At 65.3% G+C, this 16,575-nt stretch carries 15 protein-coding genes; 13 read left to right on the top strand and 2 right to left on the bottom strand.

Features of this window, described 5'->3' with window-relative positions; translation table 11 throughout:
- Nucleotides 1–272 precede the first annotated feature (272 nt).
- The 5 genes from fliL to JJE66_RS32150 all read left to right on the top strand — a co-directional run bounded on the left by fliL (nt 273) and on the right by JJE66_RS32150 (nt 7,039).
- Nucleotides 273–773 carry a flagellar basal body-associated protein FliL gene (gene fliL, locus JJE66_RS32130; RefSeq protein WP_200519458.1) on the top strand — a complete coding sequence of 167 codons (501 nt, stop codon included), beginning with the start codon at nt 273–275 and terminating at the stop codon, nt 771–773.
- Between the two features lie 30 nt (nt 774–803).
- The gene (fliM, locus tag JJE66_RS32135; protein ID WP_200519460.1) at nt 804–2,006 is read left to right on the top strand and encodes a flagellar motor switch protein FliM; all 1,203 of its coding nucleotides are present in this window, start codon (nt 804–806) and stop codon (nt 2,004–2,006) included.
- Complete coding sequence (locus tag JJE66_RS32140) at nt 2,003–2,449, top strand: DUF6468 domain-containing protein (protein WP_200519462.1); 447 nt, start codon at nt 2,003–2,005, stop codon at nt 2,447–2,449. Before fliM ends, JJE66_RS32140 begins: the two co-directional genes overlap by 4 nt.
- A 9-nt stretch (nt 2,450–2,458) precedes the next feature.
- On the top strand, nt 2,459–3,220 hold the full coding sequence (locus JJE66_RS32145; protein WP_200519464.1) for a MotE family protein: 762 nt from the start codon (nt 2,459–2,461) through the stop codon (nt 3,218–3,220).
- Nucleotides 3,221–3,322: 102 nt separating this feature from the next.
- Nucleotides 3,323–7,039 carry a tetratricopeptide repeat protein gene (locus JJE66_RS32150; protein WP_200519466.1) on the top strand — a complete coding sequence of 1,239 codons (3,717 nt, stop codon included), beginning with the start codon at nt 3,323–3,325 and terminating at the stop codon, nt 7,037–7,039.
- 12 nt (nt 7,040–7,051) lie between these two features.
- Here the strand turns inward: JJE66_RS32150 and fliP are convergent, their stop codons facing one another.
- Nucleotides 7,052–7,807 carry a flagellar type III secretion system pore protein FliP gene (gene fliP, locus JJE66_RS32155; protein WP_200519475.1) on the bottom strand — a complete coding sequence of 252 codons (756 nt, stop codon included), beginning with the start codon at nt 7,805–7,807 and terminating at the stop codon, nt 7,052–7,054.
- On the bottom strand, nt 7,804–8,766 hold the full coding sequence (locus tag JJE66_RS32160) for a flagellar biosynthetic protein FliO (protein WP_200519477.1): 963 nt from the start codon (nt 8,764–8,766) through the stop codon (nt 7,804–7,806). The genes fliP and JJE66_RS32160 overlap by 4 nt, the downstream gene beginning before the upstream one ends.
- 352 nt (nt 8,767–9,118) lie before the next feature.
- On the opposite strand from JJE66_RS32160, the gene flgB reads away from it, so the two are divergent.
- The 8 genes from flgB to JJE66_RS32200 all read left to right on the top strand — a co-directional run bounded on the left by flgB (nt 9,119) and on the right by JJE66_RS32200 (nt 16,484).
- The gene (gene flgB, locus JJE66_RS32165; protein WP_200519479.1) at nt 9,119–9,523 is read left to right on the top strand and encodes a flagellar basal body rod protein FlgB; all 405 of its coding nucleotides are present in this window, start codon (nt 9,119–9,121) and stop codon (nt 9,521–9,523) included.
- Between the two features lie 18 nt (nt 9,524–9,541).
- Nucleotides 9,542–9,967 (top strand): flagellar basal body rod protein FlgC, encoded by a 426-nt coding sequence (gene flgC, locus JJE66_RS32170; protein WP_200519481.1) that lies wholly within the window; start codon nt 9,542–9,544, stop codon nt 9,965–9,967.
- A 17-nt stretch (nt 9,968–9,984) separates the two neighbouring features.
- Nucleotides 9,985–10,293 (top strand): flagellar hook-basal body complex protein FliE, encoded by a 309-nt coding sequence (fliE, locus tag JJE66_RS32175; RefSeq protein WP_200519483.1) that lies wholly within the window; start codon nt 9,985–9,987, stop codon nt 10,291–10,293.
- A gap of 158 nt (nt 10,294–10,451) precedes the next feature.
- Complete coding sequence (gene fliQ / locus JJE66_RS32180; protein ID WP_200519485.1) at nt 10,452–10,715, top strand: flagellar biosynthesis protein FliQ; 264 nt, start codon at nt 10,452–10,454, stop codon at nt 10,713–10,715.
- 17 nt (nt 10,716–10,732) lie between these two features.
- Entirely contained in the window at nt 10,733–11,503 is a 771-nt protein-coding gene (gene fliR / locus JJE66_RS32185) for a flagellar biosynthetic protein FliR (RefSeq protein WP_200519487.1), read from the top strand.
- Nucleotides 11,504–11,512: 9 nt separating this feature from the next.
- The gene (gene flhB / locus JJE66_RS32190; protein ID WP_200519489.1) at nt 11,513–12,592 is read left to right on the top strand and encodes a flagellar biosynthesis protein FlhB; all 1,080 of its coding nucleotides are present in this window, start codon (nt 11,513–11,515) and stop codon (nt 12,590–12,592) included.
- Between the two features lie 155 nt (nt 12,593–12,747).
- Complete coding sequence (cckA, locus tag JJE66_RS32195; RefSeq protein ID WP_200519499.1) at nt 12,748–15,321, top strand: cell cycle histidine kinase CckA; 2,574 nt, start codon at nt 12,748–12,750, stop codon at nt 15,319–15,321.
- Nucleotides 15,322–15,497: 176 nt separating this feature from the next.
- Nucleotides 15,498–16,484 carry a Tim44 domain-containing protein gene (locus JJE66_RS32200; RefSeq protein WP_200519501.1) on the top strand — a complete coding sequence of 329 codons (987 nt, stop codon included), beginning with the start codon at nt 15,498–15,500 and terminating at the stop codon, nt 16,482–16,484.
- The last annotated feature ends 91 nt before the right edge of the window (nt 16,485–16,575 follow it).

Consider the following 16,575-nt stretch of genomic DNA (forward strand, 5'->3'; position numbering starts at 1 on the left):
GCGAAAGTCGTGCCAACACAAAAAGGCGTGCAACTACAGTTTGTTATCTATTTTTTGGCGGTGCCGGCGGGGGGCAGAAAGGTTCTGTTAGCCATGTTTGCCCGGCAGATTTTTCCTAGCAGAGGCCCAATCGAAAGGTTCCGTTAACCATTATTACCGTAGCGTTTGCAGGTAAGAGGAGCGCTTTGCGCTGGGGCATTTGTATCGCGTCACTGTCTGCCAGGAGGCTTCGCTCTTTCGACCCTTTATGAGACGAGCGAGCCCGGACGATCATGGCAGAAAATGAAGCGGAAGGCGGCGCAGCTGCCGAAGGCGCGGAAGGCACTGCCCCCAAAAGCAAGTTCAAGCTGATCCTGATCATTGTCGGCGCGCTGGTCGTGCTTGGAGGCGGTGCCGCGACCTGGTTCCTGTTCTTCCGCCATGGCGAGGACGAGCACCATGCCGAGGCGGCGCCCCCGCCGAAGCCGCCGGTATTCGTCGAAGTGCCCGACATGATGGTCAACCTCGCCGGCGCGCCCGGCGAACGCGTGCAATATCTGAAGCTCAAGATCGTGCTCGAGCTGAAGGAAGAGAAGCAGGTCGAGGCGATCAAGCCGACGATGCCGCGCGTCACCGACATCTTCCAGACCTACGTGCGCGAGCTCCGCTCCTCCGACCTCAACGGCTCCGCCGGCATCTTCCGTCTCAAGGAAGAGCTGACCAAGCGCGTCAACGCCGCGGTCGCACCGGTGCAGGTCAGCGCGGTGCTGTTCAAGGAAGTCGTGCTCCAGTGAGGACGCTGCGGAAGGGTACGGGCTAGCGTCATGGCCGGCAACGAGCAGATGGACCAGGATGCGATTGCCGCCCAATGGGAGGCGTCGCTTGATTCCGAGGATCCCGCGGAGGCCGCTAAGGCTGCTGCCGAAAACGAACTATCGGAGACCATGGCCCTTCAATGGGCGGCCATGGTCGAGGATGGCAGCCGCGATCTCGGCAACGGCAAGAACTCCGGCGAGCGGGTGCTGTCGCAGGAGGAGATCGACAATCTCCTCGGCTTCGCCGTCGGCGACGTCACGCTCGACGACCATTCCGGCATCCGCGCGATCATCGATTCGGCGATGGTCTCCTACGAGCGTCTGCCGATGCTCGAAATCGTCTTCGACCGCCTGGTGCGGTTGCTGACGACGTCCTTGCGCAATTTCACCTCCGACAACGTCGAAGTCTCGCTCGACCGCATCACCTCGGTGCGCTTCGGCGACTACATGAACTCGATCCCGCTGCCGGCCGTGCTCTCGGTGTTCAAGGCCGAGGAGTGGGACAATTTCGGCATGGCGACGGTCGATTCCAACCTGATCTACTCGATGATCGACGTGCTGCTCGGCGGCCGCCGCGGCTCGAGCCAGCTGCGCATCGAGGGCCGGCCCTACACCACGATCGAGACCGAGCTGGTCAAGCGGCTGGTCGAGGTCGTGCTGGCCGATGCCGAGCAGGCGTTCCGGCCGCTGTCGCCGGTGACCTTCACGATCGACCGGCTGGAGACCAATCCGCGTTTCGCCGCGATCAGCCGCCCGGCCAATGCCGCCATCCTGGTGCGCCTGCGCATCGACATGGAAGATCGCGGCGGCAACATCGAGCTGCTGCTTCCCTACGCGACCATCGAACCGATCCGGGCCGTTCTGCTCCAGATGTTCATGGGCGAAAAATTCGGCCGCGACCCGATCTGGGAAGGCCATTTCGCCACCGAGATCGTCCAGGCCGAGATCGCCGTCGACGCCGTGCTCTATGAGGCCGACATTCCGCTCAAGCAGCTGATGCGGCTGAAGGTCGGCGATACGCTGCCGCTGGACATGCGCGCCGATGCCAACGTCACCGTGCGCTGCGGCGACGTCACGATCACCGAAGGACGCATGGGCCGGGTCGGCGACCGCGTCGCGATCCGCGTGACGAAACCCTTGCGCAAGCCAAGTACGACACTTGCGATGTTCGAGAAGGTGGACGAACAGAACAAGCTGATGGAGGCCCCATGAACCACGCTCTAGGAATGGCGATCGAGACGCTGGTGGCCATCCTGCTGATGCTCACGATCGGCTACTGCATCCTGCTCAACAAGCGGCTGATGCGGCTGAAGGCGGACGAGCATTCGCTGAAGGCGGTGATCGGCGAGCTGATCACCGCGACCGAGATCGCCGAGCGCGCGATCGGCGGGCTGAAGTTGGCCGTGCGCGACGTCAACGAGAATCTCGGCAGCCAGTTGACGGCCGCCACGCAGATGTCCGACCAGCTCTACAAGCAGCTCGGCGAAGCCGACAACGTGGTGCGCCGCCTCTCCAAGATCGCGATTGCGGCGCGTCCGGTGACGAATCCGGAAGCCGCGGCCGCGCCGGTCGCCAAGCCGTCGGCCGCAAAGGCGGTGGCAGCGGCCGCCGAAGCCTTCTCCGAGCGCCGAAGGTCCAACGGTCTCGCGGCATAAAGTCAGGGTATGAAGTCCTTTCGTAACATCCGCGTCATTCCGGTCGTCCTGGTTGCGGTCGCAGGCCTCGCCACGCTGAAAGTGGCGGGCCTCGTGATCAATGGCGGTTACGTCTTCGATTACCAGCCGGTCAATGTGAAGAAGTCGTGGGCGCAGGAGAATTTGAACTTCCCGACCGGGCGCGAAGACCCCGACATCACCGGCTCGACCCATGGCGAGCCGAAGGAAGCGCCGAAGCCGGCCGCGCCCGAGAGCAAGCCCGAGGGCGCACCGGTCAAGATGGACGAGGCCCAGCCGCAGGTCTCGGCCTCGGAGCGCGCGATCCTGGAACGGTTGCAGTCGCGCCGCCAGGAGATCGAGGCTCGCCAGCGCGAGATCGACATCCGCGAGAGCCTGCTGAAATCGGCCGAGAAGCGCATCGAGACCAAGGTCGAGGAGATGAAGGCGGTGGAATCCCGCATCTCGACGACCCAGGCCGAGCAGAAGGCCGCCGAGGCCCAGCGCATGAAGGGCCTCGTCACCATGTATGAGGGCATGAAGCCCAAGGACGCCGCGCGGGTATTCGACCGCCTGGAGATGGGCGTGCTGATCGACATCGCCTCTGCGATCGCCCCGCGAAAAATGTCCGACATCATGGGCCTGATGTCGCCGGAGGCTGCCGAGAAACTGACGGTCGAGATGGCGCGCCGCGCCAATGGCGGGACGGACCAGTCCGCCTCCGTCGGCGATCTCCCCAAGATCGACGGCAAGCCGACGCAAAAGCCGAATTGAGGGCGCATACTTAAGAAGTCCTTAATTGGCAAAACCTACATTCGAAGGCATCGGCCGGCATCAGTGCTGGCGTTGACCGTTGAAACGGAAGAAGTGCCGCCAATGGCGCGAGAGGCTGCCGCTGGATTTGTGTCGCGAGCCCGCGCCCTGGCGCTGGGATGGCGGCGTCATGTCCGCAGCGTGTCGGTGCTGGCAGCCTGCCTCCTGATCGGTCTTGGCGCCGCCCGCGCGGCCGATCCGGTCCGGGGCGAGGCGAGTTTTTCGGCCAGCGGCGGCTTTGCCCGCCTCGTGATCAAGCTCGGCGAAGATATTCCCTCCGAGGTGACGACCGCCGGCTCCATCCTCATCATCCGTTTCGACCGCCCCGTCGACGTTCCCGTCGATCGCGTGCCGGAAGGCGCGCCCGATTACGTCAACTCGGCCCGGCGCGACCCCGATGGCGGCGCGATCAGGCTGTCGCTGGCGCGCCGCGTCACCGTCAACACCATGAATGCCGGCGAGCGCACCTTCGTCGACCTGCTGCCGGAAGGCTGGAAGGGTCCGCCGCCGAGCCTGCCGATGGACGTGGTGAAAGAGCTCGCCGAACGCGCGCGTGCGGCCGAGCGCGCGCTACGCGCCCAACGCGCCGCAGCCGAGACCAGGAAGCGGCCGCCGATCCGCGTACGCGCCTCGGTGCAGCCGACCTTCGTGCGCTTCGTGTTCGAGATGCCCGACGGCGTCGGTGTCTCCTCCGTGCTCAACGAGCAGAAGCTGACGCTCGCCTTCAACGCCAATCTCAGCTTCGACCTCGCCGATGCCGTCGTCGCCGCACCTCCGAACGTCGCTTCGATCAAGCAGAAGGCCGACATCGACCAGACGTCGGTCGAGATCTTGCTGATCGGCGATTCCGACGTGCACTCGTTCCGCGACGACAAGAACTACGTCGTCGACGTTGCGTTCCAGCCGGACAAGGGCAAGGCCGCCGCGACGCCGGAAGCCGCAATCGCGCAGGTCCAGTCTGGCGGTCATGGTTCGGCGCGGGCTGCGGAGAGACCGGCGGCCGCGAAGCCGAAGGACACCCACAGTGAGATCACGCCGCCGACCTCGGAGACGATCGCGCGCGAAGCCAAGATCGAGGTCAAGCCCGAGGTGAAGTCGGAAGCGAAGCCGGAAGCGTCCGCTCCGATGCCGCCGGCCGAGGCGCGGAAGCCGGCCCCGGCGGTTGCGATGCCCGTGACCGAAGCCCCGCACGCGGTCGAAGCGCCCAAGGACGTGCCCAAGGAAGCGACTAAGAAAGCGACTAAGGAAGCGACTAAGGAGGTCGTAGAGGAAGCGGCCAAGGAACTGGTCAAGGATGTTCCGAAAGTGGCGGAGGCGCAGGCAGCACCGCCGCCTCCCGCGGCGAGCGTCGATGCGCGGCGCGACAGCGACGGCCTGCGCGTGACATTCCCGATTCCTGTCGCCACGCCCGCCGCAGCGTTCCGCCGCGGCGACACGGTGTGGCTGGTGTTCGACTCGCCGAAGCCGATCGACGTCGAGGCGATCCGCACAAGGGGCGGCGCGATGATCGGCGAGGTCAGCCGCATGCCGCTCGAGAAGGGGCAGGCGGTGCGCATCCGTCTCACCCGTCCGCTGGTCTATTCGCTGACCAGCGAGGAGGTCGGCAAGGAGACCAATTGGCTGCTCACCCTCGCCGACAAGATCCAGGCGACGCCGCTGCCGCTGATGATATCGCGCAACATCACCGATCCCGCGCTCGCCAACATCGCCATCCCCTTTGCCAATCCGGGCCAGCTGCACAAGCTCAGCGATCCCGACGCCGGCGACATGCTCTATGTCGTCACTGCACAGCGGCCGGTGCGCGGCTTCATTAAGCGGCAGGATCTTGTCGATCTCTCGCTGCTGGAATCCGCCCACGGCATCGCGATCCGGCCGAACTCCGACGAGGTCGGCGTGGAGGTCGGATCGGACAAGGTCATTCTCGGCAAGAAGGGCGGCCTGACGTTGTCGCCGGTCGACGTCTCGGCCGAGCGGGCACCGACCGCGGTGCGGCCGGTCTTCAATCCCGAGGGCTGGCGCAAGGGCCAGGCGGAGGATTTCTGGACGCGCCAGAGCGATCTGATCATGGCGATCTCGGCCGTCGAGCCAGCGCAGCGTTCGCTGCCGCGGCTCGATCTCGCGCAGTTCTACATGTCGCGCGCGATGTATTACGAAGCCAAGTCCGTGACCGAACTGATGCTGACCGATCCCCTCAACAAGGAGGAGAGCAGTGCGCTGATCATCCACGCGATCGCGAGCATCCTGATCGGACGGCCGGCCCAGGGCCTGAAGGACCTGGCCAATCCCGTGATCGGCAACAGTCACGATTCCCAGCTCTGGAAGGCGCTCGCCTATGCGCGCCAGGGCAAATGGGCGGACGCCCGCGAGAAATTCAAGAACGTCGAATTCGCCATCGCCTCGTTGCCGCTCGACATCCAGCGGATCGTGACGATGGACGCGATGCGCGCCTCGCTCGAGGTGAAGGACTATGCCGGCGCCTCCAAGCGCCGCGGCGAGATCGAGGTGGTCGGCGTCTCGCCCGAGGCGGCGCCCGGCTTTGCCGTGCTGCGCGGCCGGCTCGCCGAGGCGCTAGGTCACGACAAGGACGCGCTCGACGACTACAAATTCGCGATCGCCTCGAACGACCGGCAGGCGGCGGCCGAGGCCAAGCAGCTCGAGGTCGCGCTGCGGCAGAAGCGCGACGAGATCAGCAAGGAAGACGCGCTGCGCGAGCTCGAAACGCTGTCGATGACCTGGCGCGGCGATGCGATCGAGGTCAAGACGCTGCAGATGCTGTCGCAGCTTTATTCCGAGAACGGGCGCTATCGTGACGCGCTCACCGCAGCGCGCACCGCGACCAGGCTCCAGCCGAACGCGGAAGCCTCGCGCCAGGCGCAGGATCTGGCCTCGGACCTGTTCACGCAGATCTTCCTGGGCCCGAAGGGCGACGAGCTGCCGCCGGTCGAGGCACTCGGGATGTTCTACGAGTTTCGCGAACTGACGCCGATCGGCCGCCGCGGCGACGAGTTGATCCGCCGTCTTGCCGATCGGCTCGCCTCGATCGATCTGCTCGACCAGGCCGCTGAGCTTCTGCAATATCAGGTCGACCATCGGCTCGAAGGCGCTGCGCGCGCGCAGGTCGCCGCGCGCCTTGCCATGATCTATCTCGCCAACCGCAAGCCCGATATGGCGATCACGGCGCTGCGTGTGAGCCGCATCAGCGACCTCTCCGGCGAGTTGCGGCAGCAGCGCCTGCTGCTGGAGGCGCGCGCGCAGAGCGACGTCGGCCGCCATGATCTCGCGCTCGACATCGTCTCCAACGTCAGCGGGCGTGAGGTGCTGCGGCTGCGCTCCGACATCTTCTGGGCGGCACGGCGCTGGCGCGAATCCGCCGAGCAGATCGAGCTCTATTACGGCGAGCGTTTTCGCGACTTCAAGCCGCTCAATACGGTGGAGAAGAGCGACATCATCCGCGCCGCCGTTGGCTACGCGCTCGCCGACGATTCGATCGGCGTGTCGCGCTTCCGCGAGAAATACGCGCCGCTAATGAGCGAGAGCGCCGACCGGCTCGCCTTCGACATTGCCAGCAAGCCGGCCGGAGCCTCCAGCGCCGAATTCGCCGATATCGCCAAATTGGCTGCCAGCGTCGATACGCTCGACGGCTTCCTGCGCGAGATGAAGCAGCGCTTCCCCGACGCCACCGCGCGCGCCCCGGCGGCCCCGCAGGCCAAAGACGAGACCGATCACACCGGCTCGCTGCCGACGATTCCCGTCGTGCGGCAGATCAAGATGACGCGGTAGGAACCCTGCGCGCTATCCTCCGTAACTCTGCACCAGACTCCCCGCTACCAGCGACCAGCCGTCGACCAGCACGAAGAAGATCAGCTTGAACGGCAGCGAGATTGTCGCAGGCGGCAGCATCATCATGCCCATCGACATCAGCACCGAGGCGACGACGAGGTCGATGATCAGGAAGGGAAGGAACAGCAGGAAGCCGATCTCGAAGGCGCGCTTCAGCTCGGAGATCATGAAGGCGGGGACGAGGATGCGCAGTGCGAGCTCGTCGGGCGTCGCCGGCGGCGGCTCGCCGGAGAGATCGAGGAACAGCTTCAGGTCCTTCTCGCGCACGTTCTTCTGCATGAAGCCGCGTAAGGGCACGGAGGCGCGCTGGAGCGCGTCCTCGACACTGATCTGGTTGGCGACGAGCGGGCGGATGCCGTCGTCGTAGGATTTTTGCAGCACCGGCCCCATCACGAAGAAGGTGAGGAACATCGCCAGCGCGAGGATCACCGAGTTGGGCGGCGCGGTCGCTGTGCCCATCGCGGTGCGCAACAGCGACAGCACGACCACGATGCGCGTGAACGACGTCATCATGATCAGGATCGACGGCGCGATCGACAGCACCGTGAGCAGCGCGATCAGCTGGATCGCGCGCTCGGTGACGCCGCCGCCGCCCTGGCTGCCGAGATTGATGCTGATGTCCTGCGCATGCGCGAGGCTCGCGAGCGACGTCGCGGCGGTCAGGACAGAAAAAAAGAATACTCTACGCGGGAAGGACGGCAGCCTCACGAAGACGGCTTCGGACGGCCGAGCAGCGAGGCCATCTCGTCTTCGAGATTCTCAAAGCTGGACTTCTCCGCAGCAGGCCTCGCCGGCGGAGCCGGAGGTGACGGCGGCTCGACGCGCGCGGCGCGCGGCGGAGGCGCATCCGGCGCGACCGGAGGGGCGATGGTCTCGCCGGCCGGACGGCGCAGGGCCGCCTCGAGGCGCTGGGCCATCTCGGCGAGATTCTGTTCGGCACTCGATGGCGCGGCAGCAACGGCCGGCGGCGGAACCGGCGGAGCCTGCGGCAAGGGCGGAGGCGGTGCGGGCGCACGCTCGGCACGCACCGGCGGCACCTTCACCGGCTCGCTCTGGCGCGGCGGACGCGGCATCAGTGGCGATTCGTTGCGTGCAACGCGCGGCGGCATCGGCTCGGGACGGGGCTCACGCTCGGGACGTGGTGCGGTCGGTTCAGGCGAAAAGCCGCCGAGCAGCGGCTCGCTGCGGCGCTCGGCCATGACCGGCGCCGGCCTGCGGACTTCGTCGGCGAAGGACGGACGTGCGGGCCGCGGCGGCGGCTCGGGCATTTGCGGCTCGGGATGGTCGAGCACTTCGGGCCGTGGTGCTTCGTCGGCCCAGCTGCCGGCATCGGGCATCGGGGCCAGGCGCGGCGGCTCGGCAGCGCTGGGGCGTTGCGGAATCTGGTCGCGGCCGGCTGCGGCGCGCACGATGTTCGGTTCAACGACGATGTCGGTCGGGCCGCCGATCATCAGGAGATGTTCGACATTGTCACGGCGGACCAGCACCAGGCGCCGGCGACCATCGACCGCCGCCGCGTCGATCACGGCAAGCCGGGGCATCCTGCCGCGCTGGGTGTTGGCGCCGAGCCGGGTGGTCGCGAATCGGCGGACCAGCCACGCGGCGACGCCGATCAACGCCAGAACGACGATGAACGCGACAATGAAGGTGATAGGGCTACCGTTCATACCTGTCCCCGGTAAATGGCGCTTCTCTCGTGCCTATGGTCGGATGCGCCGACCACCGGCGTGCGATGCCCCAAAACTGCGATCTCTTAACGTCCAACGGCAAGTTTTGCCGTCCCCAACCCTTAATAACCCATGAATCGTCCGATCCAAAACGACTTCTTGGGCTCCGCATGCGCCGCCAAGCGGCTGGGTTAATGCTGCTTTTGCATAGCGTAGAATCACGGGGGCGCATTGCGTGTCTCAATCAGAAACATGCATTCGCCGCGCCTTAACCACCCGTTAACCATACACGCGGCAAATTCTGCCTAGCTTCGGACCTCGAGATCCGCAAGAGGCGGAAGGAGCCGCAACGATGTCCATCAACGATCTTCCGGTGCTCTCGGCGCTTCGCACCAAGATGCAGTGGCACCAGGAACGCCAGCGCGTCCTGTCCGAGAACGTCTCCAATTCCGACACGCCCAATTTCCGGCCGCGCGAGCTGGTCGAGCCGAAATTCGACAAGACCGGCGCTCCGGCAGGCTCGATGGGGCCCCTGGCCATGACTGTCACCAGCGCCTCCCACATGACGCCGTCAGGCGCGCCCTCGAGCTTCGACCAGAACAAGAATGCGGGTTTCGAGACCCGCCCTGCGGGCAATGCCGTCAATCTCGAAGAGGAGATGACCAAGTCCGCCAACAACCAGATGGATTATGCGGCGGTGACCTCGCTCTATGCGAAGAGCCTGCATCTCCTGAAGACCGCGATCGGTAAAGGCTAGAGCTAAAGGAGCCATATCATGGCGAATGACAGCAGCGACTTTGCCCGTTCAATGGCGATCGCAACCTCGGGGTTGCGGGCGCAGGCCGGGCGCATGCGGGTGATCTCGGAAAACATCGCGAATGCGGATTCGACCTCGTCCACCGCGGGCGGCGATCCCTATCGGCGCAAGGTGCCGACGTTCTCCTCGGCGCTCGACCGCACGCTCGACGCGCAGGTCGTGACGCTCGGCAAGATCAAGCCCGACCAGTCCAACTTCCGCGTCAAATACGAGCCGAGCAATCCGGCGGCGGATGCCAGCGGCAACGTCAAATACCCCAACGTGAATTCAGTGGTCGAGATGACCGACATGCGCGATGCGCAGCGGTCCTACGAGGCCAATGTCAACATCATCAGTGCGACGCGCAGGATGATCCAGCGCACGCTCGACATCCTCAAGAGCTGAACGGGAGTCCTTAAGCCATGGCAACACCGTCAATCGCCGCCAATGCCTATGCCAACCTTGCCCGCGTGCTGGAAAACGGCGGCGCCGGCAAGGGCAGCGAGGCGAGCGGGCAGTCCTTTGCATCGCTGCTAAAAGACGCCGTCGGCAGCGTGATGGAGTCCGGCCGCAAATCGGACGCACAGACCGTGGCGATGGCCGCCGGCAAGGCCAACGTGATGGACGTGGTGACGGCGGTCGCCGACACCGACGTCGCGGTGTCCACGCTGGTGTCGGTCCGCGATCGCGTGATCGCGGCGTATGAAGACATCATGAAGATGCCGATCTGATTTTTCGGCTCCGTCGTCATTGCGAGCGAAGCGAAGCAATCCAGAATCTTTCCACGGCGGCAGTCTGGATTGCTTCGCTTTGCTCGTAATGACGGGGAGAGGTCCTCGCATCGCCGGGAATGCGGTGGGGAGGCAGGAAATGCACAAAGGAATTCTGAATGACCGGACCTGAGACCCTCGACGTCGCCCGCGATGCGATCTGGACCATCGTGATCGTATCCTCGCCACTGATGGTGGTCGGGCTCGTAGTCGGCGTGATCGTGTCGCTGTTCCAGGCGCTGACCCAGATCCAGGAGCAGACGCTGGTCTATGTGCCGAAGATTTTGGCCATCTTCGCCACGCTGCTATTGGCGCTACCGTTCATGGCCGACGCGCTTCACTCCCACATGCTGCGGATCTCGTCGCGAATCATCGGCGGCTGAGGCACAATGCGCCTACCATGCGCATCGACGTCTCGCTGCTGCCGGCGCTCGCCGCGGCCTTCATGCTCGCTTTCGCCCGGATCGGCGCGATGGTGATGCTGCTGCCGGGGCTCGGCGAGACCAACATCCCGACGCGGGTGAAGCTGGCGATCGCGCTTCTGCTCACGCTGATCATCCTGCCGCTGCATCGCAACGCCTATCATGTCGACATGGGCTCGCTTGCGCCGATGCTGGTGCTGATGCTGCATGAGATCGTGATCGGCATCGTGCTCGGGGCGACCGCGCGCGTGACGCTGTCGGCGCTCCAGGTCGCAGGCGCGGTGATCGCGCAGCAGATGGGGCTGGGCTTCGTCACCTCGGTCGATCCGACGCAGGGGCAACAGGGCGTTCTGGTCGGAAACTTCCTGACCATGCTGGGCGTGACGCTGCTGTTTGCCACCGACAGCCATCATCTGGTGATCGCGGCGCTGAACGACAGCTATGCAATCTTTGCGCCGGGGGAGACCGTCTCGAGCGGCGACGTTGCCGCGCTCGCGACGCGGGCCTTCTCCGCAGCGTTCCTGCTCGGCTTGCAGCTTTCGGGGCCGTTCCTAGTCTTCGGCCTCGTCTTCAATATCGGGCTCGGCGTGCTGGCGCGGCTGATGCCGCAGATGCAGGTCTATTTCGTCGGCGTGCCGCTGTCGATCTTCGCGGGCTTCATGGTGCTGGCCGTGGTGCTCACGGCGATGATGGGCACCTATCTCGACTATTTCATCGGTGTCATGCACCAGATGATGCCGCTGAAATAAGAGGGCTCGATGGCGGAAGACAACGATCCAGAGAGTCAAACAGAAGACCCGACACAAAAACGTCTCGAACAGGCGCTCGAACGCGGCGACGTCGCCAAGAGCCAGGAGATCAACACCTGGTTCATGATCGCGGGTGGCACGCTCGTGGTCTCGACCTTTTCCGGGTCGGTCGGCAGCGGGCTGCTGACCCCGTTGCGCAACCTGCTCGCCAATTCCTGGATGATCAAGACCGACCCCGGGAACCTGCTCGCGCTGATGCAGCAGGTCGAACTCGCGGTGTTCGCGGCGGTCGGCGTGCCGCTCCTGATGCTGGTGATCGCGGCCATTGCCGGCAACATGCTCCAGCACCGGCTGGTGTGGTCGGCCGAATCCCTCACGCCCAAGTTCAGCAAGCTGTCACCGGCCGCGGGCTTCAAGCGCATCTTCGGCAAGCAGGCGGCCGCGAATTTTCTCAAGGGAATTGGCAAGCTCGTCGTGCTCGGCGTGGTCATGACCACGATCCTGTGGCCCGAGCGGCACCGCATGGAGGCGATGGTCCATCTCGATCCGATGGCCATGCTGGGTGCCTCCACCAGCATGACCGTCCATCTGCTCGGCGCGGTGGTCGCCGCGCTCGCGATCATCGCCATTGGCGACTATTTCTTCCAGTATCGCAGCTGGTTCCAGCGGCAGAAGATGTCGCTCCAGGAAATCAAGGAAGAGTTCAAGCAGTCCGAAGGCGATCCTCACATCAAGGGCAAGCTCAGGCAATTGCGGCAGCAGCGCTCCAGGAAGCGCATGATGGCGGCGGTTCCCAAGGCCTCGGTGATCATCACCAACCCGACCCACTATTCGGTGGCGTTGTCCTACGAGCGCGGCATGTCTGCGCCGATTTGCGTCGCCAAAGGCGTCGACAACCTCGCTTTCAAGATCCGGGAGATCGCGCGCGAGCATGACATCCCGATCGTCGAGAACGTGCCGCTGGCCCGCGCGCTCTACGCCACCGTCGAGATCGACCAGGAAATCCCCCTGGAGCACTACCATGCGGTCGCCGAAGTCATCGGCTACGTTATGAAGATGAAGCGCGGTTTTAGCGCCGCGCGGCAATAAAACCCCCGAAAAGTACCGGAAATGGCTGTAAACTGGGAATCAGCGTACGGTTTCGCCCCTGCCGCCCTTGCGTCGGCGGGTCCGATTCAGGCAGGGAGGACCCTACGTGCCCGGTGGCGCGTTGATTCTCTGCCGACAGGCCATACCAGCGTGAAATGACCGCCGAGACTGACCACGACCTGTCACGCGAGCCCGTTGCGGCGCATGAGCCGTCGCCGCGCTCGGGCAGTATTGCGCTGGTGCTGCTGGTGGCAACCGGCCTTGTCGCGGTGGCGATCGGGCTGATGACGCTCGGGCGCGCGCAGGCGCAGCCCTATATCCTCGGCATCCTCGCCGTGCTGGCCATGATCGGCCTGTTCAACCTGTTCGCCTTCGCGGCCGGCATCATCCGCTTCGTCGACCGCAATCTCGACGATCCCGTGATGGGGCGCATCGCCGATCACGCCTTCGACGGTCTCGCAGTGACCGATCCGCGCGGCCATGTGGTCTATTCCAACGCGGCCTATCTGACGCTGACCGGCGCCTCGGGCCCGCAGGATGTGCGCCCGGTGGAACGCGTTTTCATCGGCAATCCTGATGTCTCCGAGGCCGTGTTCCGCCTGCTCAAGGCCGCGCGCGAAGGCAAGCGGCAGCAGGAAGAGGTGCGCATCTCCGGCCTTGACGGCAGCCAGGGCCGCTGGCTGCGCATGCGGGTGCGTCCGCTCGGCACGGGAAAGCGCGAGACGAGATATGCGGTGTGGTCGATCGCCGATATCACCCGCGATCGCGAGCGCCAGGAGGACGTGTTCCAGGAGCTCCAGCACGCGATCGAATATCTCGATCACGCGCCGTGCGGCTTCTTCTCGGTCAATCCGGCCGGCGAGCTCGCTTACGTCAATGCGACGCTGGCGAACTGGCTCGACTACGACCTCGCCGAAATCGGTTCGGGCGGGTTGAAGCTCGCCGACATCGTCTCCGGCGACGGTGCTTCGCTGCTCAGCGCGATCGTGGCGGTGCCAGGCGAGGTCAAGACCGAAGTCTTCGACATCGATTTGCGCATGCGGACCGGCAAGACCATGCCGGTCCGGCTCTATCACAAGCTCGCCTTCGGTGCGGACGGCGCGCCGGGGCCGTCGCGCACGCTGGTCATCAGCCGTGCCCGCGACGAACGCAGCGATCCCGACCGCGCCGCCGAAGTGCGCTTCATGCGCTTCTTCGACCACACGCCGATGGCGATCGCCACTGTCGATCGCGGCGGCAACGTGGTGCGCGCCAACGCGCGTTACGCCAAGCTCGCGCAGGGCCTCGGGCTCGACAGCGCCAGCAAGTCGATCTTCCGCGCCATCAACGCACGTGACCGCCATTTGCTGATCGCGGCCATCAACCAGGCCGCCGAAGGCAAGGCCGACATCGCGCCGGTCGAAGTGGCGCTGGAGGGCGCCAAGGAGCGCTGGGGGCAGTTCTTCGTCACGCCGGTCGATGCGGCCGAGCACGATGCGGAAGCTGCGATCGTGCACATGCTCGAGACCACCGAGCGGCGCGCACTGGAAAACCAGATCAACCAGTCGCAGAAGATGGAGACGGTCGGCCAGCTCGCCGGCGGCATCGCCCACGACTTCAACAACGTGCTCTCCGCCATCATGATGGCGAACGACTTCCTGCTGAATGCGCACAAGCCGACCGATCCGTCGTTCCAGGACATCATGCAGATCAAGCAGAACGCGACGCGTGCTGCGACCCTGGTGCGGCAGCTGCTCGCCTTCTCGCGGCGGCAGACCCTGCGGCCGCAGGTGCTCGATCTCGGCGATGCGCTGTCCGATCTCACCATGCTGCTGCGCCGGCTGATCGGCGAGAAGGTCAAGCTCGACCTGATCCACGGCCGCGATCTCTGGCCGGTGAAGGTCGACGTGTCCCAGTTCGAGCAAGTGATCGTCAATCTCGCGGTGAACGCGCGCGACGCCATGCCCGACGGCGGCAAGCTGATCATCCGCACCGCCAATGTCGCGACCGACGAGGCGGGCAAGCTCGCCCACAAGGGCATGCCGGCGGCCGATTATGTGCGGATCGAGGTCGCCGACACCGGCACCGGCATCCCCGCCGATATCCGCGACAAGATTTTCGAGCCGTTCTTCTCCACCAAGGAAGTCGGCAAGGGCACCGGCCTAGGCCTCTCGACCGTCTACGGCATCGTCAAGCAGACCGGCGGCTTCATCTACGTCGATTCCGAGCCGGGGCAGGGCACTTCGTTCCACATCTTCCTGCCGCGCCATCACGCCGAGCCCGAAGTGCAGGTCGAGCAGCCGGTGGTGGCGGCCGGCGCGGCGAAGGACGCCGCGTCCGCGGCCGTGGAGGCGAAGCCCCGCACCGATCTCACGGGCCAGGGCACCATCCTGCTGGTCGAGGACGAAGAGGGCCTGCGCGCGCTCAACGCCCGCGGCCTGCGCTCGCGTGGCTACACCGTTGTGGAGGCCGAGAACGGCGTCGAGGCGATGGAGATGCTGGAAGAGCAGAGCGGCGGGATCGATCTGGTCGTCTCCGACGTCGTGATGCCGGAGATGGACGGGCCGACCTTGCTCAAGGCGATGCGGGAGAAAAACCCCGACATCCGGTTCATCTTCGTCTCCGGCTACGCTGAAGACGCCTTCGAGAAGAGCCTGCCCGAGGGCCAGCAGTTCGACTTCCTGCCAAAGCCGTTCACGCTCAGCCAGCTCGTGGCGGCGGTGAAGGAGACGATGACGAAGCAGGGGTAAGCTTCCTCGCTCCGCAATAGCCGCCGGTACCCAGCGACCGTAGTTCCGCAGTCTACCCGTCAACCCCCCGGCAAATATGGGTTTTTGCCACGTGCCCGCGACTGAGGGCCGCAGCCGGGGGTTCCGAAACCGGCTTCCTTTTTGGTGAAGGCTGCCCATGTTACAAACACGTCCCCATGCCGGGGATTTGGGAAACGAACATGAATTTCTCGCAATGGTCCCGCAGTCTCGTGAAGACGATTGCCGTCGTTCTGGCGCTCGCGCTGCCGACGGCGCTTGCGATCTCCTCCGCTGACGCCCGCGTCGGCGGCGGCTTCTCGTCGGGTTCGCGCGGTTCGCGGACCTTCTCGGCCCCGCCGTCGACCACGACCTCGCCGGGCTCGACCTCGCAGTTCAACCGCACCTTCACCCAGCCGGGCGCCGGCATGAACTCGGCCGCGCCCGCGCGCGGCGGCCTGTTCGGCCGCGGCGGCGGCTTCCTGGGTGGTCTTGCCGCCGGCTTCCTCGGCGCAGGCCTTCTGGGCATGCTGTTCGGTGGCGGTCTGTTCGGCGGCCTCGGCGGCCTGTCGTCGATCCTGGGCCTGATCATCCAGATCGTGCTCGTCGTCTTCGTGGTGCGGCTGGCGATGTCCTGGTGGCAGCGCCGCAACGCGCCGCAGGCGGCCTATGCCGGTGCTGCTGATGGCGGTACCGGTTCGCAGACGAGCTATCGCAGCGGCCTCGGTGGCGGCTTCGGCTTGGGCGCCAGCAACAATGCGCCGCTCGAGATCAAGCCGGACGATTACGAGGCGTTCGAGCGCCTGCTTGGCGACATCCAGGTCGCGTGGTCGAATGAGGACGCGGCAAAACTGCATACGCTCGCGACGCCGGAAATGGTCTCCTACTTCGAGAGGGATCTCGCAGACAACCGCGCGCGCAATGCAATCAACAAGGTGACAAACGTCAAGCTGTTGCAGGGCGACCTCGCGGAAGCCTGGCGCGAAGGCGAGACCGACTATGCGACGGTGGCGTTGCGCTTCGCCCTCACCGACAAGACGGTCGACCGCAACACCGGCGCGATCGTCGCCGGCAGCGAGCAGCCAAGCGAGGTCACCGAGGTCTGGACGTTCGCCCGCCGCCCGGGCAGCGCCTGGGAATTGTCGGCGATCCAGCAGACCAACTGATCGCTCGCAGATTTGAGAACGAAGGCGTCGTGCTTCGGCACGGCGCCTTTTTCTTTGAGCCGCGCCTATCTGATCCGGCCGGCAAATTTGA

It is taken from the genome of Bradyrhizobium diazoefficiens (assembly GCF_016612535.1).
Lineage (GTDB): Bacteria > Pseudomonadota > Alphaproteobacteria > Rhizobiales > Xanthobacteraceae > Bradyrhizobium > Bradyrhizobium diazoefficiens_C.

Coding starts and splice junctions, on each gene's coding strand:
- JJE66_RS32140 (WP_200519462.1), top strand. CDS start 2,003: ATGAACCACGCTCTAGGAATGGCGATCGAGACGCTGGTGGCCATCCTG.
- fliR (WP_200519487.1), top strand. CDS start 10,733: ATGCGCATCGACGTCTCGCTGCTGCCGGCGCTCGCCGCGGCCTTCATG.
- fliL (WP_200519458.1), top strand. CDS start 273: ATGGCAGAAAATGAAGCGGAAGGCGGCGCAGCTGCCGAAGGCGCGGAA.
- JJE66_RS32200 (WP_200519501.1), top strand. CDS start 15,498: ATGCCGGGGATTTGGGAAACGAACATGAATTTCTCGCAATGGTCCCGC.
- JJE66_RS32150 (WP_200519466.1), top strand. CDS start 3,323: ATGGCGCGAGAGGCTGCCGCTGGATTTGTGTCGCGAGCCCGCGCCCTG.
- JJE66_RS32160 (WP_200519477.1), bottom strand. CDS start 8,766: ATGAACGGTAGCCCTATCACCTTCATTGTCGCGTTCATCGTCGTTCTG.
- fliQ (WP_200519485.1), top strand. CDS start 10,452: ATGACCGGACCTGAGACCCTCGACGTCGCCCGCGATGCGATCTGGACC.
- fliM (WP_200519460.1), top strand. CDS start 804: ATGGCCGGCAACGAGCAGATGGACCAGGATGCGATTGCCGCCCAATGG.
- flgB (WP_200519479.1), top strand. CDS start 9,119: ATGTCCATCAACGATCTTCCGGTGCTCTCGGCGCTTCGCACCAAGATG.
- fliE (WP_200519483.1), top strand. CDS start 9,985: ATGGCAACACCGTCAATCGCCGCCAATGCCTATGCCAACCTTGCCCGC.
- JJE66_RS32145 (WP_200519464.1), top strand. CDS start 2,459: ATGAAGTCCTTTCGTAACATCCGCGTCATTCCGGTCGTCCTGGTTGCG.
- cckA (WP_200519499.1), top strand. CDS start 12,748: ATGACCGCCGAGACTGACCACGACCTGTCACGCGAGCCCGTTGCGGCG.
- flhB (WP_200519489.1), top strand. CDS start 11,513: ATGGCGGAAGACAACGATCCAGAGAGTCAAACAGAAGACCCGACACAA.
- flgC (WP_200519481.1), top strand. CDS start 9,542: ATGGCGAATGACAGCAGCGACTTTGCCCGTTCAATGGCGATCGCAACC.